This window comes from Planctobacterium sp. AWH2_060, assembly GCF_056158425.1.
Genome location: NZ_JBSWTG010000001.1, coordinates 1,435,214 through 1,460,777, shown reverse-complemented (window position 1 = coordinate 1,460,777; position 25,564 = coordinate 1,435,214). Strand labels below are relative to the sequence as shown.

The 25,564-nt window shown below is 44.9% G+C and carries 20 protein-coding genes; 15 read left to right on the top strand and 5 right to left on the bottom strand.

The window, feature by feature from the left end; translation table 11 throughout:
• Positions 1-63 precede the first annotated feature (63 nt).
• From ACXAD8_RS06405 to ACXAD8_RS06350, 12 genes are all read left to right on the top strand, one after another.
• A complete protein-coding gene (locus tag ACXAD8_RS06405; protein WP_475226306.1) occupies positions 64-771 on the top strand; it encodes a Slp family lipoprotein in 708 nt (235 codons plus the stop codon).
• Between the two features lie 63 nt (positions 772-834).
• The gene (locus tag ACXAD8_RS06400; RefSeq protein WP_475226304.1) at positions 835-1,671 is read left to right on the top strand and encodes an alpha/beta fold hydrolase; all 837 of its coding nucleotides are present in this window, start codon (positions 835-837) and stop codon (positions 1,669-1,671) included.
• 180 nt (positions 1,672-1,851) lie between these two features.
• Complete coding sequence (fadD, locus tag ACXAD8_RS06395; protein ID WP_475226302.1) at positions 1,852-3,504, top strand: long-chain-fatty-acid--CoA ligase FadD; 1,653 nt, start codon at positions 1,852-1,854, stop codon at positions 3,502-3,504.
• A gap of 50 nt (positions 3,505-3,554) precedes the next feature.
• The gene (gene rnd, locus ACXAD8_RS06390; protein WP_475226300.1) at positions 3,555-4,682 is read left to right on the top strand and encodes a ribonuclease D; all 1,128 of its coding nucleotides are present in this window, start codon (positions 3,555-3,557) and stop codon (positions 4,680-4,682) included.
• A gap of 24 nt (positions 4,683-4,706) precedes the next feature.
• Entirely contained in the window at positions 4,707-4,991 is a 285-nt protein-coding gene (locus tag ACXAD8_RS06385; protein ID WP_475226297.1) for a YcgL domain-containing protein, read from the top strand.
• Complete coding sequence (locus ACXAD8_RS06380; protein ID WP_475232897.1) at positions 4,987-5,982, top strand: lytic murein transglycosylase; 996 nt, start codon at positions 4,987-4,989, stop codon at positions 5,980-5,982. The genes ACXAD8_RS06385 and ACXAD8_RS06380 overlap by 5 nt, the downstream gene beginning before the upstream one ends.
• A 3-nt stretch (positions 5,983-5,985) precedes the next feature.
• Positions 5,986-6,663, top strand: coding sequence for a fumarylacetoacetate hydrolase family protein (locus tag ACXAD8_RS06375; protein ID WP_475226295.1), 678 nt, complete (start codon positions 5,986-5,988; stop codon positions 6,661-6,663).
• Position 6,664: 1 nt separating this feature from the next.
• Positions 6,665-7,156 (top strand): YcgN family cysteine cluster protein, encoded by a 492-nt coding sequence (locus ACXAD8_RS06370; RefSeq protein ID WP_475226293.1) that lies wholly within the window; start codon positions 6,665-6,667, stop codon positions 7,154-7,156.
• A 1,047-nt stretch (positions 7,157-8,203) separates the two neighbouring features.
• Positions 8,204-10,849, top strand: a complete 2,646-nt coding sequence (locus tag ACXAD8_RS06365) for a TonB-dependent receptor plug domain-containing protein (protein WP_475226290.1) — start codon at positions 8,204-8,206, stop codon at positions 10,847-10,849.
• Between the two features lie 129 nt (positions 10,850-10,978).
• Complete coding sequence (locus ACXAD8_RS06360) at positions 10,979-11,575, top strand: RNA polymerase sigma factor (protein ID WP_475226288.1); 597 nt, start codon at positions 10,979-10,981, stop codon at positions 11,573-11,575.
• Between the two features lie 3 nt (positions 11,576-11,578).
• Positions 11,579-12,646, top strand: a complete 1,068-nt coding sequence (locus tag ACXAD8_RS06355; RefSeq protein WP_475226285.1) for a FecR family protein — start codon at positions 11,579-11,581, stop codon at positions 12,644-12,646.
• Positions 12,647-12,820: 174 nt separating this feature from the next.
• Positions 12,821-15,733: a TonB-dependent receptor plug domain-containing protein gene (locus tag ACXAD8_RS06350; RefSeq protein WP_475226282.1), complete on the top strand. Its 2,913-nt coding sequence runs from the start codon at positions 12,821-12,823 to the stop codon at positions 15,731-15,733.
• Here the strand turns inward: ACXAD8_RS06350 and ACXAD8_RS06345 are convergent.
• The 3 genes from ACXAD8_RS06345 to nhaB form a co-directional block, all read right to left on the bottom strand.
• Positions 15,724-16,128: an FMN-binding negative transcriptional regulator gene (locus ACXAD8_RS06345; protein ID WP_475232895.1), complete on the bottom strand. Its 405-nt coding sequence runs from the start codon at positions 16,126-16,128 to the stop codon at positions 15,724-15,726. The two genes, ACXAD8_RS06350 and ACXAD8_RS06345, sit on opposite strands and share 10 nt — an antisense overlap.
• Positions 16,129-16,289: 161 nt before the next feature.
• A complete protein-coding gene (gene dsbB / locus ACXAD8_RS06340) occupies positions 16,290-16,808 on the bottom strand; it encodes a disulfide bond formation protein DsbB (RefSeq protein WP_475226280.1) in 519 nt (172 codons plus the stop codon).
• A gap of 97 nt (positions 16,809-16,905) precedes the next feature.
• On the bottom strand, positions 16,906-18,483 hold the full coding sequence (gene nhaB, locus ACXAD8_RS06335) for a sodium/proton antiporter NhaB (RefSeq protein ID WP_475226278.1): 1,578 nt from the start codon (positions 18,481-18,483) through the stop codon (positions 16,906-16,908).
• 432 nt (positions 18,484-18,915) lie between these two features.
• On the opposite strand from nhaB, the gene fadR reads away from it, so the two are divergent.
• From fadR to ACXAD8_RS06320, 3 genes are all read left to right on the top strand, one after another.
• Positions 18,916-19,641: a fatty acid metabolism transcriptional regulator FadR gene (gene fadR, locus ACXAD8_RS06330; protein ID WP_475226275.1), complete on the top strand. Its 726-nt coding sequence runs from the start codon at positions 18,916-18,918 to the stop codon at positions 19,639-19,641.
• A 224-nt stretch (positions 19,642-19,865) separates the two neighbouring features.
• Positions 19,866-20,219 (top strand): phasin-related domain-containing protein, encoded by a 354-nt coding sequence (locus ACXAD8_RS06325; protein WP_475226273.1) that lies wholly within the window; start codon positions 19,866-19,868, stop codon positions 20,217-20,219.
• Positions 20,220-20,287: 68 nt separating this feature from the next.
• Positions 20,288-20,830: a hypothetical protein gene (locus ACXAD8_RS06320; RefSeq protein ID WP_475226270.1), complete on the top strand. Its 543-nt coding sequence runs from the start codon at positions 20,288-20,290 to the stop codon at positions 20,828-20,830.
• Between the two features lie 342 nt (positions 20,831-21,172).
• Here ACXAD8_RS06320 and ACXAD8_RS06315 read toward each other — a convergent pair whose 3' ends face one another.
• Positions 21,173-22,156 (bottom strand): transposase, encoded by a 984-nt coding sequence (locus ACXAD8_RS06315; protein ID WP_475226268.1) that lies wholly within the window; start codon positions 22,154-22,156, stop codon positions 21,173-21,175.
• A gap of 234 nt (positions 22,157-22,390) precedes the next feature.
• On the bottom strand, positions 22,391-25,564 hold the full coding sequence (locus ACXAD8_RS06310) for an efflux RND transporter permease subunit (RefSeq protein WP_475226266.1): 3,174 nt from the start codon (positions 25,562-25,564) through the stop codon (positions 22,391-22,393).

The window sequence follows — 25,564 nt, the reverse complement described above, 5'->3', positions numbered from 1 at the left end:
ACATTAGCCGGCTATACTTATACACTGGTGTTAAACCAATTTTGCATTACAGAGGGTAGTATTATGAAGTGCAGTACCATCAAACGACACCTGTTATCTCTGATTGGGGTTTTAATCTTAGCGGGGTGTGCTTCTGTACCTGAAAGTGTGCAATTACCTGAAGACACGCCATTGGTCCCTTATCAGCAGGCGGCTGCGGAGCCGGAAATACAAAAAGGCAAGATGGCCCGCTGGGGTGGTGTGATAGCAAATATTGAAAACAAACAAGATAAGACGCAGCTAGATTTGGTGTTTTACCCACTGCGTGGCTATGGTCGTCCCATTGTAGGCAAAGAGAGCATTGGCCGCTTCCGGGTTTACGTTAAAGGCTTTCTGGACCCGATGGTGTACAAAAAGGGCAAAAGTGTCACTTTTGCCGGTAAAATTAAAGGCATCGAAGAAGGTTTAGTCGGGGAGCATGTCTATCAGTATCCAACCTTAGATGCCTCAGGGTACTACCTGTGGGAAGATATTGATCGCATCGAAATCGAAACCATATCAGTGTGGCCGCATTTCCGTTATGGCTATCCTTATGGCTACCGTGGGATATATGGCTGGAATCATTGGCCTTTTCACCAAAGACATGTGGTGATCCGCAAGCGCCACACAAACACGTCTTCTGACAATAGTTCGGATAGCAGTAATAATATTAGCACTAACAATAATACTACCTCTCGAACTACCGACAGAGGTAATAATCGGGATACTCGGCGCGGCAATATTGAGCCTTAACGCTTGTTGCCGGTTGGCAAAAAATGATACAAAGCGGCAACTTATTGCCGCTTTTGAGTTTTTATGAGAGAGATCGAAATTCCCCTTGCCAATATTGTTCTGCGTGGACTGGAGTTTGGCGATAGCAGTAAACCCAGTGTTATCGCGTTACATGGATGGCTGGATAATGCCGCCAGTTTTATTCCTCTGGCAGAGTACCTTTCTGAGTTTCACATCATTGCCATTGATTTTGCCGGACATGGCAAAAGTGATCATCGGGCACCTGGTGCACATTATCACCTGATGGACAATGTGCAGGATTTACAGGAAATACTCACCTGTCTGCAATTGGATAAGGTTTCATTGCTTGGTCATTCAATGGGGGGCATCATAGCTTCAGTTTATGCCAGTTGCTTTCCTGAGAAAGTAAATCGACTTGCAGTCATTGAGTCTTTTGGCCCTTTGACTATGGAAGCAGACACCAGCCCGGAACAGCTTAGAAAGTCTATAGAAAGTCGCATAGCCATTCAGCATAAAACCCCAAGACATCCGGGTTCCTTAGAGTCCGCTGTCAAAGCCCGGCTTATGGCGGGTTATATGAAACCTGAATCTGCACAGATACTCATGGAGCGCAACCTGACACAAACTCCTGAAGGTTGGCGCTGGCGCACCGATCCGGGATTGCGCACATTATCCTCATTGCGACTTACTGAGGCACAGGCCAATGCATTTATCGCTAATGTGCAGTGTCCCTGGCTGACGATATTAGGTTCACAGGGTTTTGAGAAGCTCAAGGTCAATCTCAATAAGCGGCAATCTCTGGTTCAACAACTAAGCGTGGAAACCTGTGAAGGCGGCCATCACCTGCACATGGATAATCCTCAATCGGTCGCTGAAAAAATCAGCACATTTTTTCTGTGAATGATGAAATTTCAAAAACTCATGTTAATGAGTTGTGATTAAAAGTTTAATTTTGCGATGGCTTTGGCTAGTATTGAAAAGAATCTCTGGTCCGAGGACTATTTTTTATATTATCGTAATGCCAGAGCTACAATTAAAAACAAACCTATAAAGACCTCAGCACCCTCAGGAGCCAATACAGTGGAAAAGATTTGGTTGCAGAATTACCACGAGAGCGTACAACCCGAAGTAGATCCCGATAAGTACACTTCATTAGTTGATATCTATGAACAATCTGTCGCTAAATATGCCGACAAAGATGCCTATATCAATATGGGGCATAAGATTACCTTTCGGGAACTGGATGATTACTCCAGACAGTTTGCCGCTTATTTGCAAGGCCAGGGTCTTAAAAAAGGCGATGCCGTTGCAGTGATGATGCCCAACCTGATCCAATATCCCATTTGTATTTTTGGCATATTGCGAGCGGGTATGTCAGTGGTCAATGTTAACCCTATGTACACGGAACGGGAGCTGGAGCACCAACTAAATGACTCTGGTGCTAAGGCCATTGTTATAGTGGAAAACTTTGCCAATACCTTGACCGCTGTGATTGACAGGACGCCGGTTAAGCTAACCATGCTGACCAAAATCGGCGATATGCTGCCAATACCTAAGCGCTGGATTGTCAATGCTGTGCTGAAGCACGTTAAGAAGATGATTCCGGATTTTAATTTGCCTGGCGCCGTGCCTTTCCTGGACGCCTTGAGTCGCGGTAAAAATTTGCCTTTCAATAAACCGGATATCAGCAATGATGATATCGCGTTTTTGCAATACACAGGTGGTACGACAGGAGTTTCAAAAGGCGGAATGCTGACTCATCGCAATATGGTGGCCAACCTGGAGCAGGTATCCGGCATCTTAGAGCCGGTTATTACTCCCGGAGAAGAGATAGTAGTAACCGCTTTGCCGCTGTACCATATTTTTGCCCTGCAGGGGAACTGTCTGACGTTTATGAAGTTTGGCTGTCCCAATCTGTTGATCACAAATCCACGCGATATGCCTGGGTTTGTTAATGAGCTGAGCAAATACGATTTTTCAATCATTACTGGTGTAAATACGCTGTTTAACGGATTGCTAAACACCCCGGGCTTCAGTGAATTGGATTTTTCTCGTTTTAAATTTGGTTTGGGGGGTGGCATGGCTGTGCAAAGCTCGGTAGCTGAGCGCTGGCACGAAGTTACCGGCACTGTTCTGTTGGAAGGCTATGGCCTGACAGAGTGTAGCCCGGTTGTTACCGTAAACCCTCCGCAGTTAGAGCGTTATAAAGGTTCAATTGGGATGCCATTACCTTCAACTGAAATCCGCTTGTTGGATGAGGAAGGTAACGAAGTCGCGATGGGCGAAGCTGGTGAAATGTATGTACGGGGTCCTCAGGTTATGAAGGGCTATCTGAATCGTCCAGAAGCCACTGATGAAATTATAAAAGATGGTTGGTTGGCTACTGGAGACATCGCTAAATGTGATGAAGATGGCTATTTTTACATCGTTGATCGCAAAAAAGACATGATTCTGGTATCTGGTTTCAATGTCTTCCCCAACGAAGTTGAAGATGTGGCAACCATGCACCCCGGAGTCTTGGAGGCTGCCGCAATAGGTGTCCCTCACGAAGTTTCGGGAGAGATTGTGAAGCTGTTTATCGTCAAAAAGGATGAGGCGTTAACGGATAAAGATGTTCTCGCCCACTGTAAATCTCACCTCACCGGCTATAAAGTGCCGAAAATTGTTGAGTTCAGAGACGAGCTTCCTAAATCAAATGTTGGTAAGATACTGCGTAGGCAGCTCAGAGATTAATAAAAACAACCGGCGCCAGCCGGTTTTTTTTACCCCAAAATTTTATATTTATGGAATTCCAAATAATCACCGACAACGGAAGCCTGGCAGAATATTGTCAGCAATCTAAAGGGGTAGAGTTTATCTCCCTCGACACAGAATTTGTAAGAACCCGAACCTGGTACCCGCAGTGCGGCTTAATCCAAATCAACAATGGCAAGCGCATTGTACTGGTGGATCCACTCACTGTTTCAGATTGGGAGCCTCTCAAGGAAATTTTAGTGGCTCCTGACATTGTTAAAGTGTTGCATTCTTGTTCAGAAGATCTGGAAGTATTTTCCCGCTTACTGGGAGTTTACCCTTCGCCCATTTTTGATACACAGTTTGCAGCTTGTCTTGCTGGACTAGGCAATACGCTCGGTTATGCAAAGCTGATTGCAGACATGTTAGATATCGAAGTGGATAAAGGTGAATCGCGCACCGATTGGTTGCGGCGCCCATTGAGTGACACTCAGTTGCAATACGCCGCTAACGATGTGCTGTATTTGCACCAGATTTACCCCACATTGAAATCCAAAGTTGAAGAACTTGAAAGGTTTGACTGGGTTATTCAGGAAATTGACAATCTGGCCGCCAAAAAATCAGCCAGTCTTGCCCCCGAATATCGCTATTTATTAGTAAAAAACGCTTGGCAATTAAGCCCTCGTTCGCTTGCTGTATTGCGGGATTTGGCGGCCTGGCGATACAATAAGGCGGTGTCGGAAGATCTTGCGGCTAATTTTGTTATCAAAGAAATCGCCATGCTGGAAATTGCAAAAAGAGCACCTAAATCTATCGCTAAATTGGCTGCGCTGAATGTGCTTTCCGGCAAAGAAATGCGTTTGTACGGTGAGGAATTGCTATCTCTGATTATTGCCGCTTCGCAGCTTGAGGAAGCGCAACAACCCGAGCGAATTCGACGCCTGGTGGATGTCAAAGCCTACAAAAAAATCAGCCAGAGCATCCGTAATGACTGTATTGAAGTGGCAACTCAACAGGATATACCACTGGAAGTTTTGGCTTCAAAAAAACAAATTAATCAATTTTTAAAATGGTTATGGTTTGATATAGAAGAGTGCAAGTTGCAGGGCATAGAACCCGATCTATGCCTCGGCTGGCGGGGCCATTTGCTGGCAGACACTCTGCGAAACTACCATTAAAATTACACAGAACAGAAAAACACTATGCTTTGCGCCATTTATAAAAGTAGTAAAAAAAACGAAACCTATCTGTACGTTGAAAAACGCGACGACTTTAGTCGGGTGCCAGAAGCCTTAATGGCGTCATTTGGCAAACCTCAGTTTGTCATGTTGTTTAACCTTGCTGGCGAAAAAAAACTAATCCGCACCAGCAAAGAAAAGGTATCTGAAGCATTGCGGGAAACTGGTTTTTATTTACAGTTGCCGCCTAAAACTGAAAGTTTGTTAGCGCAACACAAAGCGATGCAAAAAGGGGAGTTGGATGATTAATAAAGTGTTGTTTAAAGCTTTATTGATAACTGGCTCGCTGTTGTGGCAAACCGGCTCTCTGGCCAAAGAGCAACAGGAAAAGCCAAGTTTTGAGCAGTATATAGCGGATTTCAAAGTGGAAGCGCTGGAGAAGGGGTTCAGCAAAGCGTTTCTGGATGACAGTTTTGCAGATATACAGTTTTATCAACGGGCGGTGAGCTCAGATAAAAATCAGCCTGAATTTAAGCAAACTCTGGATACCTATTTGCCAAAAAGGCTGCCTGACTGGAAAGTAAAAAAAGCCATTGAACTGTACCACGAACATGCTGATATTTTAGCTAAAGTGAGCCAGAAGTACGGTGTCCAACCTCGATTTATCGTCGCTCTGTGGGGCGTTGAGAGTAATTATGGTAAGTTGACCGGAGGTTATCCGGTACTGTCGGCATTGGCAACCTTAGCCTATGAAGGACGTCGAGAGGCTCTGTTCAGAAAACAGCTTTATGCGGCGCTGACGATTCTTAAAGATGGTCACATACAGAAAGCCGATTTTAAAGGCTCCTGGGCCGGGGCTATGGGACAAAGTCAGTTTATGCCCACCTCGTTTTTAAATTATGCACAAGACTTTGACGGTGATGGTAAAAAAGACATCTGGAACAATATCCAGGATGTGTTTGCGTCTATCGCGAACTTTCTGGCGACCGAAGGCTGGGATGACAGCAGTACCTGGGGACGCCAGGTTAAGCTACCGGAGGGTTTTGACTATAAGCTGACCGGGTTAAAAAGAGACAAGATGAAATCCCTGAGTGACTGGCAGGCTATCGGAGTTCGGCGCATGGATGGCAGAGACTTACCAGACAGAGAGTTGATGGCATCTTTAATTATGCCAGATGATGAAAAAGGTCGGATTTACCTGGTTTATGAAAATTTTCACACGCTGATGGGCTGGAACCGTTCCACTTATTTTGGGGCATCTGTGGGTCATCTTGCAGACCGCATTAAGCTGGGGCGATAAACCATGAAGGTATATCAACACCAATTCATTAATGACATTCCTTGTGCATTGACGCCGGGTAAAGTGATTTGTGTCGGGCGTAACTATGCCGATCATATTGCTGAGCTGGAAAATGAAACGCCAGAAGAGCCGCTGTTATTTATCAAAGCGAATAATAGTTTGGTTCATTTGCAGGAAGTGATTCACATCCCAAGCGAGGGGGAATGTCACAACGAATTAGAGTTGGCATTTTTGCTCAATAAGCCGCTGCGCAATGCTGATACCAAAGCCGCAACAGAAGCGGTGGCAGGTGTCGGGTTGGCTTTGGATCTAACGTTACGGGATATGCAAAGCAAATTAAAGGCGAAAGGGCACCCCTGGGAAAGAGCCAAAGCCTTTGACGGCAGTTGTCCTGTGAGCCAGTTTGTTCCTGCTTCTCAACTAAATTTGAATAGCGCCTTTGAGTTTCAACTTGAAGTGAACGGTGAAATCCGGCAACAAGGAAACTCTGGCAATATGTTGTGGCAATGGCCGCAATTATTAGCTCACATATCTCAAACATTTACGCTCTATCCCGGAGATATTGTACTTACCGGCACACCCAAAGGGGTTGGTCCTTTGCACTCTGGTGATCATCTGCAGGCCAGTTTGATGGATGTTCTTGTTTGCAAGGCTCTGGTAAAGCAGGGAATAGGGGAATAACGTGGCGGCATTTTGGGAAGAGAAAACTTTATCAGAAATGACCAGGACGGAGTGGGAGTCGCTTTGTGATGGCTGTGGCAAATGCTGCCTGCATAAATTTATTGATGATGAAGCGGTTGAAACCCCGGAAAGTACAGATGTATTGCAGGAAGGTGAGACGGTGGAGTTCACCAATATTGTTTGTGATTACCTCAACACCAAAACCTGCTCCTGTACTCAATATCAAAAACGCACAGAACTGGTACCCGATTGTGTGCAGTTAACCAAGGATAACTTGCAGGATATTTTCTACATGCCCAATAGTTGCACTTATCGCCGTTTACACGAAGGACGGGGGCTTCCACAGTGGCATCCATTGTTAAACCGCAATAAGAAAACGGCAATGCACAAGGCCGGAATGTCAGTACGAGGCAAAACCGTGTATGAGCATCAGGTGGATAAAGAAAAGTATGAAGATTACATCGTGCTGTGGCCACTTCAGGATGTTGACTGAGTAAACTGCTATATTATTGATTGGTATTAGTCGCACTGGGCGAGAGCATGAATGCTCATTTAGTGACCATGGTGTCCAGAAACTAATATTTTTCTTTTAGCATTAAAGCAAAATTAATTCGTTTACAGGTTCGGTTCTGGCAATATTTGTTCGGAGTACTGAACCTAATCTCCCTTTACGCGCAATAAACTTCGACATCAGTTCAAACAACGATGAGAGATATCAGGGATGATATCTCAATCAATGCCCAGCACAGGGAAGTGCTGTCATTGATGGTCGTCGTTGTTCTGATGGAGAAGTTTATGCTTTTGCGCGTCAGGGGCTGCGGGGGATTCTTAAGGGGGGCGCAGCCCGGTCACCTTAAGGCGCAGTCGGCGCCCCGACAATGATTTCAATCAAATGATAATGGTTGAATTAGACCGCGGTGCCAAAAAAGTCTATCTAACAGTAAACTCAAAACCAGAGCCTGTAGTTAGGTTGAGTACTGCAAAATCGATAATTTAAGACGTAGCCAAAATAATTAGGTTTTAGCTTCGGTTAGGTCAGGCTGTGTCGGATGTCGCTCAAAAATCGTTCGCGATATTGCCTTGATTTGTGGCAGCTTGGTGTTTTGCCTGGAAGTTACCTGCAAAGGGCGGTTTTTTTCGAAAAACGGGCGATAGTTTCCGCATTGTTGCAGATGCAAAAATTATACGAAAAATGTTACCAGTGTTTTCACTTTACTCATTTCAGAGAAAAATTCTGTAATGAGTAACATCAGGCCAAAAAGAGTCGGGGTCATCCCTGACCCCTGATAACAAGCGTGTTTAAGCTTCTTTTTAGTGTGTTCCATAAGGTACAGACAGGTCAAAAATCAAAATCCTCTATCAAAAAAAATATATTTTTTAATTTGCTAAAAAGTGTTTGTTTTCCGCGATTTATCTGTCTATAAATAAATGGCGCATATGGGCGTTGGCTCAGTGTGCAGGAAAAAAATCCACAAAAATCACATACACAATGGCTCTGTAAAAAGAGCTTAAACACTTAGAATAAAATTGGAACACAGCTATGAACAGTCAATTATCAAAACTGAGCAAATGCATTCGTTTTGTGACAATGTCTTCATTGGCAGCGTCAATTACCGCAGTACCTGCAGTTATGGCTCAAGAGTCGGGCGAAAATGCGGACGCCAGCGTTGAAAAAATCGCCGTAGTCGGTACCCGTTCAGCACCTCGCTCTGTCGGTGAGTCAGCCGTACCGGTAGATATTATTTCTGAAGAAGAATTCCGTAATCAGGGCTCCACTGACATGGTTTCCATGATGCAGGCGGCAGTACCTTCATTTAACGTAAACGAACAGCCTATCAACGATGCGTCAACACTGGTTCGTCCGGCTAACTTACGTGGTATGGCATCTGACCACACTCTGGTACTTTTAAACGGCAAACGTCGTCACCGCTCTTCCGTTATTACCTTCTTAGGTGGTGGCTTATCTGATGGTGCCCAGGGCCCAGATATTTCCGTTATTCCTTCTATTGCATTGAAGCAAGTAGAAGTATTGCGTGACGGTGCGGCAGCTCAGTACGGTTCTGATGCTATCGCTGGTGTTATTAACTTTGCGTTAAAAGATGATTCTGAAGGCGGTAGCCTGGAAGCCCGTTACGGCTCATATTACGAAGGCGATGGAGACATGATGATGCTCTCCGGTAATATTGGTTTGCCTTTCACAAAAGACGGTTTCCTGAATCTGAGCTATGAATATCGCGAGTCTGACGATACGTCTCGTAGTGTACAGCGTGACGATGCAGCGGCTCTGATTGCTGGTGGTAATACGCACGTAGCGGATCCAGCGCAGATCTGGGGTAATCCAGAAGTTAGCGGTGATATTAAATTTGTCTTCAATGGTGGGATTGAGCTGAATAATACTGATTCTGCGTATTTCTTCGGAAACTATGCAGAGCGTGAAGTTGACGGTGGCTTCTATTTCCGTAATCCACACACCCGTGGCGGTGTTTATGACGGTGGTACAAACGAAGACGGCGAGCAGCTACTGTTAGTTGCCGATGTAACTGGCGATATGTCAGGTAACTGTCCTACTGATATCGTAGTGGGTGACAACGTTCTGGATAATCCACGTTATCAGAGCGAAGTGGCTAATAACCCCGATTGTTTTGCCTTCAACGAAATGTTCCCGGGCGGCTTTACTCCTCGCTTTGGTGGTAAAATCCAGGACGCATCTATCGTAGTTGGTACTAAAGGTGAATTTGGCGACGAAATTAACTACGACATCAGTGCTTATGTGGGCATGAACGAAGTAGACTTCTCCATTCGCAACACCATTAACCCATCTCTTGGTCCAGATACACCTACTGAATTTAAACCAGGTCGATACATTCAGTCTGAGCAAAGCTTCAACATTGATTTGAATAAGTCCTTTGAAGTGGGTTTGTATGAGCCTCTGTTCCTGGCCGGTGGTCTTGAATACCGCAATGAATCTTATGAGTCGATTGCAGGTGACGCTAAGTCATATGAAGTAGGACCTTATGCCGCTCAAGGGTTTGGTATTGGTTCCAACGGTTTCCCTGGCCTTAACGCTAAATTCCAGGGTAAAGAAAGCCGTAACAGCGTGGCTATGTATCTTGATTCTGAAATGTATTTGACTGAAGACCTGATGGTCGGTGCCGCAATTCGTTTCGAAGACTTCTCTGACTTTGGTAATACCACCAAAGGTAAATTGTCTGCTCGCTGGCAGATGACGGACGATTGGGCATTGCGTGGTGCGGTTGCTACTGGCTTTAAAGCGCCAACCATTGGTCAAAGTAATGTACGTAACGTAACTACGGCCTTTGCACCGGGTGGTCTGCAAGACCAGGCAACGTTGCCGCCAACCGACCCAATTGCGCAGCAAAAAGGTGCTACACCACTACAACCTGAAGAAAGCACCAGCTTTAGCTTTGGTTTAGTGGGCCAGTTGGACAATGGTCTGTTTATTACAATGGATTATTACAACATCGAACTGGAAGACCGTTTAACAACGACTTCTGCTTTGGCTCTGTCACAAGAAGATATTGATGCTCTGTTAGCAAACGGTGTAACCGATGCCAGCAGCTTTAGCTCAGTTAAGTTCTTCACCAATGACTTCACCACGACTACACAGGGTGTGGATTTAGTGGCTAACTACACCATGGAGATGTTAGGCGGCGATACTGTATTCTCATTGGCATATAACTGGACTGAAACTGAAGTTGATTCAGTTAAAGCTACAAATGTAAACAACGGTAGCGTAAGAGAAATCAGCCCTGACCAAATCGGCAGCATTGGTGCTGACGAACGTGTTAACATCAACGCAGCACGTATCGAAATGATTGAAGACAACTTGCCAGGTGTTCGTTATAGCTTAACGGCTAATCACACAAATGGTGACTGGCGTGTTATGGGCCGTCTGAACTACTTCGGCGGTATTTATGAGGATCACCTGGATTCAGGTGGTGACCTGGATATCTATCTGGGCTCAGAAGTAACAGTTGATCTTGAGTTGGGTTATACCGTTAACGATTCTCTGACATTGGTATTAGGTGCGAAGAATGCATTTGATGAATACCCAGACGAGAATACTCAGTGGGATACTGAAGTCGCTGGTGCTCAATACCCGGTAACTTCACCCATCGGTATCAATGGTGGTTTTTACTACTTGAGAGCCTTGTATAACTTCTAATATAGTGTCCTCCCTGACACTGAAGTGAATGGGGGCATTTGCCCCCATTTTATTGGATGAGATTTCAATCTATTGCTATGGCTACTATTTATGTGGACATAGCAATAGATTGCAAAAACTAATAAAGATATGACTAAACCCTCAAACATTACTGACGTATTTCTTAAATATCGTTCGCAATTAAAGCGTGCGGTAAGTGGGATCGTAAGTTCAGAGGAAGTGGACGATATAGTTCAGGAAACGTGGTTGCGCAGTTACGAAGCGGAATTAAAGCAGGAAATTCAGTTTGAAAAAACCTATATGCTGAAGACCGCACGGAACCTTGCGTTAAATCATATCTCTAAAGCTTCAGAAAAACACAATTTTTCAATGGAAGAGCTGGATGAGCAAGACGCAATTTTTGCCGGGATGCAGTTGGAACGACAGGTTGAAAGTAAGGAGCGGTTTTTACATTTCTGCCGTGCTACCGATCACCTGTCCCCGGAAGTAAAGCGGGTATTTCTATTGAAAAAAGTTTATGAGTTGAGTCAGCGAGAGATTGCTGATTACTTGCAGATTAGCGAGAGTACCGTAGAGAAGCATGTTGCTAAAGGATTGCATCAATGTGCTAATTTTTTAAAAACGAGTCAGGCTGCCGGTAGTGGTCGTCAAAGTGAAAAGTCTGAAAAGGCGAAGAAAGGAGATTATAAAAATAATCTTTCTAACCTGTTCGGACGTGGTAAATAAGTTATGAGTAATGTGACCCCGCTTATTTCGAAAGAGCAGATTCAAGAGCAAGCCTGTGAATGGATCAGTCGAATAGATCGAGGATTAAAAGAGCCTGAGCGCAATCAGTTGCAGCTGTGGGTAAAGCAAAGTGATAATCACCAAAGCTCTTTGTTTGAGATGGCAGCTTTGTGGGATGACTTAAGTGTCATGCATGAGTTAAGTGGTTTGTTTCCACTTGCAGAAAAAACTAAGCCTGAAGGACATCCTAAATTGGCAGGCTTTAAGCGACCGGTTATGGCGACGGCTGCGAGCTTTACCTTGCTGTGTGCAATTTTATTTATGTGGCTACAATGGCAACCACAAAGTGGTGCTCAGCAGCAAATCGCAGCGCAAAGCCAGATTCATCAGACCTCAGTTGGCGAGCAGAAAACAATTGCGTTGCAAGATGGCTCCTTGGTAGCACTAAACACTAATAGTGCTGTTGAAATCAGTCTCAATGAAAAAGTGCGCAGTATTACGATTCTTTCCGGCGAAGCGCATTTTGAGGTAGCCCCTGATGCCAGCCGACCCTTTGTAGTCTCGGCAGGGCAAAATAAGGTAACCGCCATAGGAACCGCTTTTAACGTCCAGTTACTCGAAAACAAACGTTTCGAGTTGTTGGTAACCGAAGGCAAGGTGTTGGTTTCCGAAATCAACCAGTCGATGCCGGATGATATATACAAACTTAAAAGTGATGACTTTAGTGCTCTGGGAACCATTATGGTGTCCGGAGATACTGCGGTGTTTGATGGCTTTTTATCCGAACCGATGATCCGCTTGTCACTGGACCAGGTGCAGCGCAATTTGTCGTGGCAGCAGGGCATGTTGGTATTTCAGGGAGAAAACCTTGAGTATGCGATTGCGGAAATGAACCGCTATACAGCGAAACAGTTTGTGTTAAAAGACGATGGTATTAAAAGTCGTCGTGTCGCAGGTTACTTCAAAGTAGGGGATACCGAAGGCTTGTTACATGCACTGCAAAATAACTTTGCCATTGAGCATGAAATTGTGGGCGAAGTGATTTATCTAAATGCGGCGCAAACTAATTAATTAGCAAGCGTTTTCTAAGTTTTTTTGGTAATGTGCCAGCCATAAAAACCAAAATAAAAATTAACTTTGCCAGTATTCGGGAACGCATATAAAAACTATTCTGCGAGGTTGGGAGTCTTTGTTTCAGGCTTCCCGGCGGCCTTTGCCCGGGTGAGAGCCGGTATTCTTATTTTTTTGTGCTTCTTTTATTTAGTACTCCCTGTCAGCAGTCACGCCGATGACAAGATTTTATTTGCCATTCCTGCTCTTCCGGCCCATGAAGCGCTGACCGAGTTTGCGCTGCAGGCTAACACCACACTTTTATTTCCCTACGAATTAGCAGAACAAGAGCGAACCAACGCTCTGGAAGGGGAGTACACGATTGAGTTAGGTATCGTTAAACTGCTGGAAGGAACCGGGCTGTATCCTGTGACAGATATTAACGGTCAGCTGAGTGTGCGTCCAATCCGGCACGTACCGGCAAAATATGCTACTGCGCGGCCGGTATTAACCAGTGACATGGAGGAAGAGTTCTCCAGTTATAAGGTTGAATTACAGGAAACCTACATAGAGAAAATAGCCATAGTCGGCACTCGCACCAGCCCGCGTAATGCGATTGAGTCCTCGGTGCCTTTAGATGTTATTTCTGCCGCTGATATGCGCCGACAGGGCAACACTGACATGTTGTCTATGCTTTCTAAACTGATCCCCTCATTTAATGTTAATGATCAGCCTATTAATGATGCTTCTACCCTTATCAGGCCTGCAAATTTACGGGGTATGGCGTCAGATCACACACTTGTTCTGATAAATGGTAAAAGGCGACATCGCTCTGCAGTGATTACATTTTTAGGCGGTGGACTCTCTGATGGCGCTCAGGGGCCAGATATCGCCGCTATCCCCATTTCAGGAATTAAACAAGTTGGGGTATTAAGAGATGGCGCCTCTGCTCAGTATGGTTCGGATGCGATAGCTGGCGTATTAAATTTCACTCTCAAAGATGAAAGCGAAGGTGGCTTGTTTGAAAGCCGGGTAGCACAGTATTACGAAGGGGATGGTCAGGCTTTACAACTGCTGGCTAATCGCGGGTTTGAATTGGGTGACAATGGTTTTATTAATTTAAGCGCTGAATCCATACACAAAGACCCTACCAGTAGAAGCACACAAAGGCATGACGCCAGCTTTTTGGCTGAAAATGGCCTGTCGGTAGCTGATCCGGCTCAGGTTTGGGGAACGCCTAAAACCTATTATGATTTTAAGGCAATGGCCAATATCGGCATAGAGCTCAATGCAGAGAGCCATTTGTATAGTTTTGCCAATATCGCTAAACGCAAGATAGAAGGTGGCTTTTTCTATCGCAACCCGCAAACGCGATCAGGAGTTAATGCCATCCCTGTTTATGATTCAGAACAAGGCAATAATGAAGCTAATAATGAGTTTTTAATGCCTTCAGCTTATCAATGGATTGTGTTGGATTTAACCCCAGAAGATGACCACCAGTGTCCCGAATTGACATACACAAGTGACACTGTGCTGCATTTAACACCGGAATATCAGCAAGTATTTAGTGATCCCAATTGTTTTGCTTTTAATGAAATGTTTCCAGCTGGTTTTACGCCTAAATTTGGCGGTGTAGTGGAAGATGGCTTTTGGGCAATAGGGGTAAATGGTGCTATGAGCAAAGGTTGGGAGTATGACTTTAGTGCCGCGTTGGGCTATTCCGCTGTTGACTACTTCCTTAGCCAATCAGTAAATCCCTCGCTGGGGCCAGAGTCACCGACCTCGTTTTACCCGGGTGGAGCAAGACAGATTGAAAAAAGTATTAATCTGGATCTTAAGAAGTCTTTTGCTCTTGGGTGGTATGATGAATTGAGTCTGGCCACGGGTTTGGAGTGGCGCCGAGAAACGTATCGGCAGGTGGCTGGCGATTATGCTTCCTGGGTTACCGGTCCTTATGCGCTGACGGCTGAGACGCGTCAGGCTACGGGGCTGACAATCGGTTCAAATGGATTTCCTGGATATCGTCCGGAGTCACAGGGCAGCTGGACCCGAGGGAATTGGGCTGCCTATGTTGAATTGGAATCCTGGCTACGTGAAAATTTATTGATAAACACATCTCTGCGTTACGAAGACTACACCGACTTTGGCAATACTCTGGATGGCAAGTTGTCATTTCTGGCCCAAATAGATAATGCTTTCGCGGTTAGAGGCTCAATTAATAGCGGTTTTAAAGCTCCCACTGTCGGGCAAAGTAACGTGATCAATGTCACTACGGCATTTTACAACAATCAACTTCAGGATCAGGCCACACTGCCTCCGACAAATCCGATTAGCCAGCAGGTAGGCGCTACCGCATTGCAACCCGAAGAGTCGGTTAATATTAGCCTCGGCTTTGTCGGACAGTTTGCCAAACAATTTTTCGTGACATTGGACTACTTTCAGATTGCGCTAAAAGAGCGTATTAGTACAACTTCGGGTATCGCGTTAACGGATGAGGATCTGCTTGCTCTGGTGCGCTTAGGCATAGATGACGCTGATCGATTTGCCTCGATAAAGTATTTTACCAATGATTTTGATACCCAAACACGGGGTATCGATTGGGTGATGAATTATGTCACTGATATCGAAGGTGTGCAGACCCAGTTTTCGTTTAACTATAACTGGACCAAAACAGAAGTAGAACGAGTATCGATGTACACCAGAACCGATATTCATGGCAATCAGGTAACCGAGTCCAATCTGACAGAGCAGCGAATTCGGATGATTGAAGAAAACATTCCAAGGCACCGGGCGTCTTTGGCCATCAGTCAAACTTGGGACGATTTTAATACGCTGTTGCGTTTTAATTATTACTCAGGGTACTACGAGGATCACCTTGATGCCTCTTCAGGGTTTGATATTTTCGCCGGGCCTGAGGTTACCGTAGATATTGAGTTTGGTTACCAGTTTTCACCGTCCTGGTCATTAGTGCTGGGTGCTAACAATCTGTTAGATAACCGACCTGATAGCAATCCCTGGGCAGGCAGAGCGGGGGCACTGTATCCCTCTACATCGCCCATGGGAATAAATGGTGGCTTGTGGTACGCGAGGCTGTTATATCAGTTCTGATACTGTGCATTAAACTGAGCCAACGCTCGATCATCAAAGTTATCACTGTTGGCTAATCTTTGCCGTGTTTTGAGCTGATCGGTTTGGCTGCGATTTTGACCCAGCTTAAATTTACCCTGCACCTGGTTCACTGAAATGTGAAAACTCACGATGGCTCTACTGAGTTTATCAATATAATCGTCGCTGTATACTTCGCTATGCTCTTTGTGATCTGCCTCATAGGCACTTAGCATGCACAATGCTACCTGTTTGTTATCATCTTCGGGTAATCGCTGGGTCGTGCCACTGAAGTGCACCGCTGGTCCTTTCTCGTAATCTAGCCCGGAAATATAAGCATGAGATCCGGTAAAAATACACAAGGCCTCTCGGCCATCAAACGCCTTGTGATGGCATATGGCCTGCCAATAGCAACTGATTTTCTGCGTTCTCAGATAACGTCAAAGGCACGTGTGTGGCTTACAGAGGTTGGACCGTGGTGATGCTGGCAAACGGATAAGCCCGGATAAATGCCAGGCTTGAGGTATCATCAACCGCAAAAGGTTTTGGGATATACCTATTAAAATTTCTTTTGCACGATAAGGCGCGGTATCAGGATGGCACCCAACATTAGGCTATACAGGCCAAATAAGATAATCATCCATTGCGGCATAGAAAAGTGTAAAAACTGCCAGTCGATATTGCCACAGTCGCCGGTGGCGGCAAAAAATGACGGAATTAACTCGTGTAGTGGTAAGAAGGTCGGGAAGTTAGGCACAATCTCACAAGATGCAAAAAACGGGTTTGGCTCCATCTGAATATCAACGTGCTCAATGGCAATCAATAATCCCCAAATGGCAGAAAGTCCCCACAACATAAAGCCAAGCAGGCGTGTTGCGAAATGATTGTAAACAAAAGGGATTAGACCGGCGAACAACACGCCTAACATAGCGGTACGCTGATAAATACACATGATGCAGGGCGCTAATCCCATGTAATACTGGAAAAATAGCGCGGTAACTTCAAAGCCTAAGGCGCTTAGCCACAAGGCCCCCCAGGCGCTTTTTTGGTCAGGAAATTTACTCAGAAGGTCAAGCACGATGATTTCTCTTGTTTTTTGCGACATTATAAAGGCTTATGCAAAAAAAAAGCACCTGCCATGAGGTGCTTTTCAGAATAAAATATGTAAATGACTGTTAGTGACCTGTCACTTCGCCCAGCTCAGCTGAGTGGTGTTGAATCCAACCCATTTCATAGAACCAGTCTGTCATGTCATAAAGATTAAAGTAAACCGCTAGCAAACCAACGATGGTTAATACCACAGTGTAGGGCAGCGCCATGTATACCATCTTACCGTAAGAAAGACGCAATAAAGGGGCCAGGGCCGAAGTTAGCAAGAACAAGAATGCCGCTTGACCATTAGGAGTCGCAACACTTGGCAGGTTAGTACCAGTGTTGATCGCAACGGCTAACATATCGTACTGGTCGCGAGTAATTTCCCCCGCTTTTAATGCATTTCCTACTTCCGTGATGTAAACCGAGCCAACAAACACGTTATCACTCACCATCGAAAGCACGCCGTTTGCCATATAGAACACCAGCAACTGAGTTTTACCTTCGAAGGTCAGTACCCATTGGATAACCGGAATAAATAATTTTTGGTCAATAATTACGGCTACTACACCGAAAAACACACACAGCAATGCGGTAAAAGGCAGCGCTTCTTCAAAAGCATGACCGATTGCATGTTCTTCGATGACACCGCAGAATGCGGTTGCCAGTACAATTATGGATAAACCAATCAGGCCAACTGCCGCAAGGTGCATTCCCAGGCCGATGACTAACCAGATTGCAATAATAGATTGAATAAACAGCTTAGCACGGTCTTTATCGGTGCGTTGCTCATCTAAGTGAGTACTATAGCTGGTTAATATCTCACGTACGGCTGGTGATAATTGTGCACCGTAGCTAAATATCTTGGCCTTTTCTAATAAGGCGGTTGTTAACAAGCCACAAATAAACACTGGAATGGTAATAGGGCTCATGCGAATAAAGAATTCCAGGAAGCCCCAACTGGCTTGCTGCGCAATGATCAAGTTTTGTGGCTCACCCACCATGGTCATAACGCCACCGAGTGCTGTGCCGACAGCGGCATGCATCATCAGGTTGCGTAAGAAGGCGCGGAAGTCTTCTAAGTCATCACGGGTAGGGTGGTGTAGTCCGTCATCGTCCGTGTGATCATGATCGTGGTGAAATGATTTACCTGAGGCGACTTTGTGGTAAATGGAGTAGAAACCAGTCGCAACGGCTATAATTACTGCTACAACGGTCAGGGCATCTAGAAAAGCCGATAAAATTGCTGAAGCGGCACAAAATGCCACAGAAAGGGCAATCTTGCTTTCCAGCTTTATTAACAGCTTGGTAAAAACGTGCAGCAGCAGGTCTTTCATGAAGTAAATACCTGCCACCATAAACACCAATAGCAGCACCACTTCGATGTTAACTATGATTTCATGCCGCATCATTTCCGGTGAGGTCATGCCTATCGCCAGTGCTTCCAGCAATAGTAAACCTCCAGGTTGTAATGGGTAGCACTTAAGTGCCATCGCTAAAGTAAAGATAAACTGTAATACCAGAGCCCATCCAGCAATATATGGGTTTAATTGAAATAAGAATGGGTTAATAAATAGAAACGCAATAATGGCCTTTTTGTACCAGTCCGGGGCGTTACCCAGAAAGTTTTGGTACAGGGACTTAAGCAGATATTGGGGCATTGAAAACCGTTCCTTTTTTCATACTAATAAGTTGACACCTGTTTTAGAGGTTGTGCACTTAAATTGCAAGCTATAAAACACTATTAGCGTTAAGTTTAATCGTTAATTAGCTGGTTTTTAAACAAAATCTCAAAATATATACAAGCAGGTACCTGGAGTTGCTATTTGAACTTGCAGCATGAAAATTAACCAGTTACTTTGCCATTTTCCATAATTAGCGGATATTTATTGCCTTTCCTTAAATTGTTTATTGATTCACTTTGCATTCGTTGTTAGCTTTAGCATATTAACTGGTAGAACCTGTACAGGGACCAGTGAAAATAAAACCTTCCGGTGGTTTGAGTTGTTAATTGAGCACCCTTGTCAGGTTGCTAAAATTTGAACCTATCAGTAGGTCGAAAACGCCATAATAATAATTAGTGAGCGATCTGAATGATTTACAAAGCGCAAAGCCCTGCCGGGTTCGCAGAAGAATATATTGTTGAATCAATCTGGAGTGGACGCTTTCCGCCAGGCACGATTTTGCCAGCTGAAAGAGAGTTATCCGAGTTAATTGGTGTTACCCGAACAACCTTGAGAGAGGTTTTACAACGTTTGGCCAGAGATGGTTGGTTGACGATACAACACGGTAAACCAACTCGCGTTAATGATTTTTGGGAGACTTGCGGTCTCAACATTCTGGAAGCCCTGGCGAGACTTAATGAAGATGGGATCCCTAAACTGGTTGATGATTTGTTGGCCGCAAGAACTAACGTCACTAATCTGTTTATTCGTTCTGCCATCAAAAATGCCAGTGACAAGGTCGTGGCGTTACTAGAACCCCATTTGCGTAAATCAGAAGAGATTATGGCCGGAGACGGTAAATCGTTCGCGATATTGGATTATCAATTAACACATGATCTGGCATTAGCGTCAGACAATAAAGTATATGTGTTGATGATGAATGGCTTTAAAGGCTTATATTCTCGTATCGGTGGCTTTTACTTTGACAGACCCGAAGCACGTGAAATTGCCTTAAATTACTATTCACAGTTATTGGAGTTGGCCAAAAAGTCTGATTTTGAAGGCGTTCCTGCTGTGGTCCGTCAATACGGTATTGATAGTGGTAAGTTATGGGCCGAAGTTCGTAACGACCTGCCAGCCGGATTGGTGGATTAAATACTCATTTCTGCCTAAAACTCTCTCTGAGTTTTAGGCATTGCTTTCTAAACCACTTCTTTATACTTTTCCTGCATTAATTTAATTCTCTATTAAATTGTTAAAAATCATACAGTTAAAGTGTTTTAAGCCCTTTTTTGGGGTTTAGTATGCGATTTCTAAATTATGTCCTTAAACTGTGCAACATCAAATAACGAATCAACCACAAACTGAGGATTCAACAAATGACTAAACTTGAAAACATCAAATCAAAAGTAAACGACGCTGAAGAATTTGCACGCAAAATCTGGTTAGCAGGTTTGGGCGCTTATGGTAAGAGCCTGGATGAAGTTCAAAGCAACTTCGAAAAAATGAACACCGAAGCTACTAAAGTTTTCGACGACCTGGTAAACAAGGGCGAAGCTTTAGAAACTGAAGCTAAAGGTAAGTTCAAAGAAAAAGCAAACATCGAAGCTCGTGTTGCTGAAGTTCGTAAGAAGTTAGGTTTGGACAAGCAAACTGACGAAGACAAGATTGCTGAACTGTCTGCAAAGATCGACGCTTTGACTGACGTAGTTGCTAAGCTGTCTGCTAAGTAATTAAATTTCCTGGCAGAGGCGCTGCCTCTGCCACATCTGTTTTGCTTACCCAAAGACGGGAGTGTTTCATGAGTACTGTTAAGAACGTAGAGAAGGCTGGCCGTCAGTTTTGGTTAGCGGGATTAGGGGCGTGTATTGTTAGTAAAGAATACGCAGTTAAGAAAATGGACGAGTTGTTCGAAGGCACAAATACGCTGGTAAACGGTGTACTTGCTAAGGGCGCGACAATTGAAGGCGATTTGAAAACTAAATTTCAATCTGGTTTTCAGCAAGACGAGAAAATTCTCGAACTGCGTGAAAAACTGGGCCTTAATAAGGAATCTAAACAGGACAAGATTGCACGTTTAGCTGCGAAGGTTGACGCATTAACTGAGATCGTAGCGACGCTGTCTGTTAAAACTGAACAGGCGAAAAAAGCCGCTGCAAATCAGGCAAGTGATACTCAGGGCGCTGCTGCACCTGCATCGAAACCTGCTGCAAAACGCACTACAACACGTAAACCCAGAACAACCACTGCTAAGTCAACGTCTTCGACTCCAGCTGCAAAACCAGCTACACGTCGCACAACTGCAAAGAAGACAACGACAAATAGCAAAACAGACACCGAGTAGTAGATTATCCATTTGCTCATTGTGGATAATTCCTGCAACCCTCCCAACGCGGAGGGTTTTTTATTTTTCCTAATCAAGACACCCATCTTTTTAACAAGACACCCATTATAATTTGAACGAGACTGCCATCAGAAGCAGGCAAAATGTATTCACGGTCTTTGGTATGGCTTTGTGATTTGCGGAGAATATAAGTGAGACTTAGCTTTAATGCTTGGATAGCAGGATGAGATAATTGAAAGGTTGTAGGTTTAGTTGATTTTTAAGTCCCAATATAATCCTCAAGGCGACGTTGCCCCTTACAAAAACGTAATACTAAAACCACACCTATTTTTCTTATGGCGTTCAGCCAAATAGCCTTATCGCGGTGTTTTTATCCCTGAGTCGTTTTAATTTATGTCGATGCCCGTAAGCTTCCAGGTAGGACTCACTACCTGCGGCATGGTGAAAACAGTCCTCAAATTGAGTAGTGAGTTCTCGCCACTGTTCCGGTTTGAGGTTGAGACGCTGCAAAATGGCGGGGGTTGCTTCTTCAATAAATCCCTTTTTATCATGCTGTATAACACGGCCGGTGCTATCCACCAGCTCCAGATAGTCGGTTAAATGAAACGGCAAACTATGGCGCATTTCTTCTTTAAAATTGCCAGCCAGCGCTGTTAGATATTTGGGACTTTTACCAGCTTTAGCAGCATTTATTCGATACTGAATACTGGTGTGGTTCGACTGTTCCGGTGTTTTAGCTATTCCGGCTCTGATAGGGTTTAAATCCACATAAGCCATGCAGGCTGTTAGGGCAGCTTCATCCAGCAAGGCTTGTGACTTGAAGCGGCCTTCCCAGAATCTGCCGGTACACTCATCTTCTTTATTTGCTTCACGGGCAATATATTCATTCAAGGAGCGCATAAACCAACTGACATCGGTTAGACGATGTCGCCAAACATCTGCCGTCTCAACAAGGGTGAGCAGTTGTGATTCAGGCATATTTAGTCGCTGTTCAGGGTGCATGTATTGATGACTCAGCAAAGTGCCTTTATGCAACCGATGCCAACGGTGAATCACTTCCTCGGTATCCCAACTGTCAGATAAATCTTTATTAATGTGCAATACCAGATGGGTGTGATTGCTCATCACCGCATAGGCACATACATCTATGGCGAAAATTTGAGATAAAAAGTGAATACGATCCTGCACCCACTGCCGACGATGTTCATAACTCTTGCCGGTTAACTGGTCTTCACCGCACAAATATGCGCGGCGCACACAACGAGAAACACAATGATAATAGGGCGTATCTTCAAGGCAAACTTGTGCCTTCCTGGCTTTTGGCATTTGGACTCTTCCTGAGTCTGATTAACAGAACTCTACTTTTGCACAATCCTGTTAGTTTGAAAACTGTACTGAAGTACAGTTTTGGTGGCTGTCCATATAATTCAATATAATTTCTGTGGAAGAGCGTATAAAATTAGTTTGATTGGGAATGATATTGTCAAAAGTGGAACCACCCGCTGCTCCGTTGAGGAGATAGGGGTGCGAGCAACAGGGGTTCCAAAAAATTTTTAAGGCTTATATTGCGGGATTTACCTGTTCCGGAGCATCAACAACGGGCTCTGGATCGGCTTTTTTACGCCTTACCAGCTTGTAAAATACCGGGGTTAGTATCAAACCAAATAGTGTAACGCCGATCATGCCAGAGAATACCGCTACACCCATTGCCTGACGCATTTCTGCACCCGCTCCGGTAGAGAGTACCATTGGCAGGACACCCATGATAAAAGCGATGGAAGTCATTAAGATTGGACGCAAACGCAATCTACCTGCTTCTTTAATGGCCTGCATTGTTGTCAGGCCGCGGTCTTCTAACTCCTTCGCAAACTCCACGATAAGGATGGCGTTTTTAGTGGCTAAGCCCACCAATACGATAAATCCAATTTGCGTAAAGATATTATTATCACCACCCGAAATAATCACCCCGGTCATGGCTGAAAGTAGTGTCATTGGGACAATCAGAATGATAGCCATTGGCAGACTAAAACTTTCATATTGCGCCGCTAGCACCAAAAATACTAACAACACCACTAGCGGAAAGACCAGCATGGCGGTATCACCTGCCAGAATTTGCTGATAGGTGAGATCTGTCCATTCATAGTCCATTCCCAAGGGCAGGGTTTCCGCCAAAATCTGTTCGATCTTGGCTTGCGCCTGGCCTGAGCTAAAGCCAGGTGCAGGGGCACCGTTAATTTCAGCACTGGTAAAGCCGTTGTAGCGCATGACTCTGTCAGGGCCTGCACTTTGCTGCACATTGATGAAAGAACCTAAGGGGATCATCTCACCTTGTGCATTACGCACTTTGATTTGTCTGATTTGTTCAGGCTCCTGACGGAAGCTTTCGTCTGCCTGAACATTAACCTGATATGTCCGTCCGAACTGATTAAAATCATTTACATACAATGATCCCAGGTATGCCTGCATAGTGGTAAATACTTCATCGATATTTACTCCCTGGCTTTTAGCTTTGGTACGGTCCAGATCCACATCTAGCTGTGGCACGTTAACCTGATAACTACTGAATACACCAGTGAGCTCCGGTGCCGCCCAGGCTTTTTGCATCACCTGCTGCGTAACCTGATACAGTTCTTCGTATCCCAGATTAGCCCTGTCTTCGATTTGTAATTTAAAACCCCCAATCGTTCCCAGTCCCTGCACAGGTGGTGGCGGGAATATGGCGATAAAGGCTTCCTGAATCGAGCCAAATTGCTGGTTTAACGAGCCTGCAATAGCGTTTGCAGACAGCTCGGAAGTTTGGCGGTTTTCGAATTTATCCAAAGTTACAAACACGATGCCACTGCTGGAGCTGTTGGTGAATCCATTGATGTTTAAGCCAGGGAAAGCTACTGCTGACACTACGCCTGGGTGTTTAAGGGCAATGTCCGACATTTCTTTAATAACAGCTTCTGTGCGCTCCAGTGAGGCTGCATCAGGAAGTTGCGCAAAAGAAACCAGATACATTTTATCCTGACCAGGCACATAGCCGGTAGGCGTATCGTTAAACTGCTGCCAGGTCAACGCTAATAAGCCACCGTACAACAATAAGATAATGCTGCTTAAACGGATCAGTTTGCCGATACCACTGGTGTAAGCCGCCGAACCCCGCTCAAAAATACGATTGAAGGGCACGAATACGAAACGTTGCAATAAGCTATCCATGGTTTTGGTTAACCAGTCTTTAGGAGCGTCATGTGGCTTAAGCAACAGGGCCGAAAGCGCGGGGCTTAAGGTCAGTGAATTAATCGCCGAAATAATGGTTGAAATGGTGATCGTCAAAGCAAACTGCTTGTAGAATTGACCGGTTAAACCAGACATGAAAGCCGTGGGAATAAACACTGCCATCAACACTAATGTCGTGGCAACAATAGGGCCTGTCACTTCTTTCATGGCCTGCTTGGTGGCTTCAACCGGAGACAAGCCTTCTTCTATATTTCGCTCAACATTTTCCACCACCACAATGGCATCATCTACAACAATACCTATGGCTAAAACCAGACCAAATAATGACAGGGCATTCAAAGAGAATCCCAGCATTTGCATCATGGCAAAAGTGCCCACTAAGGAAACCGGGACGGCTGCCAGTGGAATAATAGAGGCACGCCAGGTTTGTAAAAACAGGACGACCACGAGTACCACTAACAAAACAGCTTCCAATAGAGTATTGACTACCGCTTTAATTGAGCCTCTGACAAATACCGTCGGATCGTAAACAATGCTGTAGTCTACGCCATCGGGGAAAGCCCGTTTCAGCTCAGCCATGCGTGCCCGAACATCATCAGAGATCTGAATTGCGTTTGAGCCAGGAGCCTGAAAGATCGGCAGTGCTACCGCAGGTTTGTTATTCAACAACGAACGCAATGAATAGTTATTGGCACCCAGTTCAATACGCGCTACCTCACTAAGGCGGGTTATAGCACCATTGGCACTGGTTTTAATGATAATATCTTCAAATTCCTGCTCATTGGCAAGGCGGCCCTTCATATTGATCAGCAACTGAAATTCGTTTTCACCTGTGGGTTGAGAGCCGAGTGTACCGGCAGCCGCTTGCTGGTTTTGCTCGCGAATAGCGGCCACGATATCGCCGGGATTAAGATTTAATGCTGCGACCTTGTCGGGATCTAACCAAACCCGCATGCTGTATTCACCGGCACCAAACAAGCGTACGCTGCCAACACCTTCGATGCGAGCCAGTTCGTCTTTTACTTTTAAGCGCGCGTAGTTGCTTAAATACAACATATCGTAGCGATCATCCGGTGAGGTTAAATGCACCACCATAGTCAGATCTGGCGAAGACTTTTCTGTCACTACACCTAAACGCTGCACTTCCTGAGGCAAGCGCGGCAAGGCTCTGTCCACTCTGTTTTGTACCAGAGTAGTGGCTCTGTCAGGATCAGTACCAATGGCAAAAGTGACAGTCAAAGTCATTCTGCCATCCGCTGTTACCTGAGAAGACATATAGAGCATGTCTTCGACACCATTAATTTCCTGTTCCAATGGTGAAGCCACGGTTTCTGCGATGACTTTGGGGTTCGCACCTGGGTAGTTAGCTGTAACCACAACCGTCGGGGGCACAACATCTGGGTATTCTGTGATGGGTAATTGCCAGACTGCCAGGGCGCCGGCAATAAATATCAGCAGTGATAAAACACCACTGAAAATAGGTCTGTGAATGAAGAATTGCGACAGGTTCAT

Excerpts from the sequence above, each read along its gene's own strand:
- ACXAD8_RS06365 (WP_475226290.1), top strand. The coding sequence starts at position 8,204 with ATGAACAGTCAATTATCAAAACTGAGCAAATGCATTCGTTTTGTGACA.
- fadR (WP_475226275.1), top strand. The coding sequence starts at position 18,916 with ATGATTTACAAAGCGCAAAGCCCTGCCGGGTTCGCAGAAGAATATATT.
- ACXAD8_RS06385 (WP_475226297.1), top strand. The coding sequence starts at position 4,707 with ATGCTTTGCGCCATTTATAAAAGTAGTAAAAAAAACGAAACCTATCTG.
- ACXAD8_RS06375 (WP_475226295.1), top strand. The coding sequence starts at position 5,986 with ATGAAGGTATATCAACACCAATTCATTAATGACATTCCTTGTGCATTG.
- ACXAD8_RS06325 (WP_475226273.1), top strand. The coding sequence starts at position 19,866 with ATGACTAAACTTGAAAACATCAAATCAAAAGTAAACGACGCTGAAGAA.
- ACXAD8_RS06405 (WP_475226306.1), top strand. The coding sequence starts at position 64 with ATGAAGTGCAGTACCATCAAACGACACCTGTTATCTCTGATTGGGGTT.
- ACXAD8_RS06320 (WP_475226270.1), top strand. The coding sequence starts at position 20,288 with ATGAGTACTGTTAAGAACGTAGAGAAGGCTGGCCGTCAGTTTTGGTTA.
- ACXAD8_RS06315 (WP_475226268.1), bottom strand. The coding sequence starts at position 22,156 with ATGCCAAAAGCCAGGAAGGCACAAGTTTGCCTTGAAGATACGCCCTAT.
- nhaB (WP_475226278.1), bottom strand. The coding sequence starts at position 18,483 with ATGCCCCAATATCTGCTTAAGTCCCTGTACCAAAACTTTCTGGGTAAC.
- ACXAD8_RS06310 (WP_475226266.1), bottom strand. The coding sequence starts at position 25,564 with ATGAACCTGTCGCAATTCTTCATTCACAGACCTATTTTCAGTGGTGTT.
- ACXAD8_RS06360 (WP_475226288.1), top strand. The coding sequence starts at position 10,979 with ATGACTAAACCCTCAAACATTACTGACGTATTTCTTAAATATCGTTCG.
- ACXAD8_RS06400 (WP_475226304.1), top strand. The coding sequence starts at position 835 with ATGAGAGAGATCGAAATTCCCCTTGCCAATATTGTTCTGCGTGGACTG.
- rnd (WP_475226300.1), top strand. The coding sequence starts at position 3,555 with ATGGAATTCCAAATAATCACCGACAACGGAAGCCTGGCAGAATATTGT.
- ACXAD8_RS06355 (WP_475226285.1), top strand. The coding sequence starts at position 11,579 with ATGAGTAATGTGACCCCGCTTATTTCGAAAGAGCAGATTCAAGAGCAA.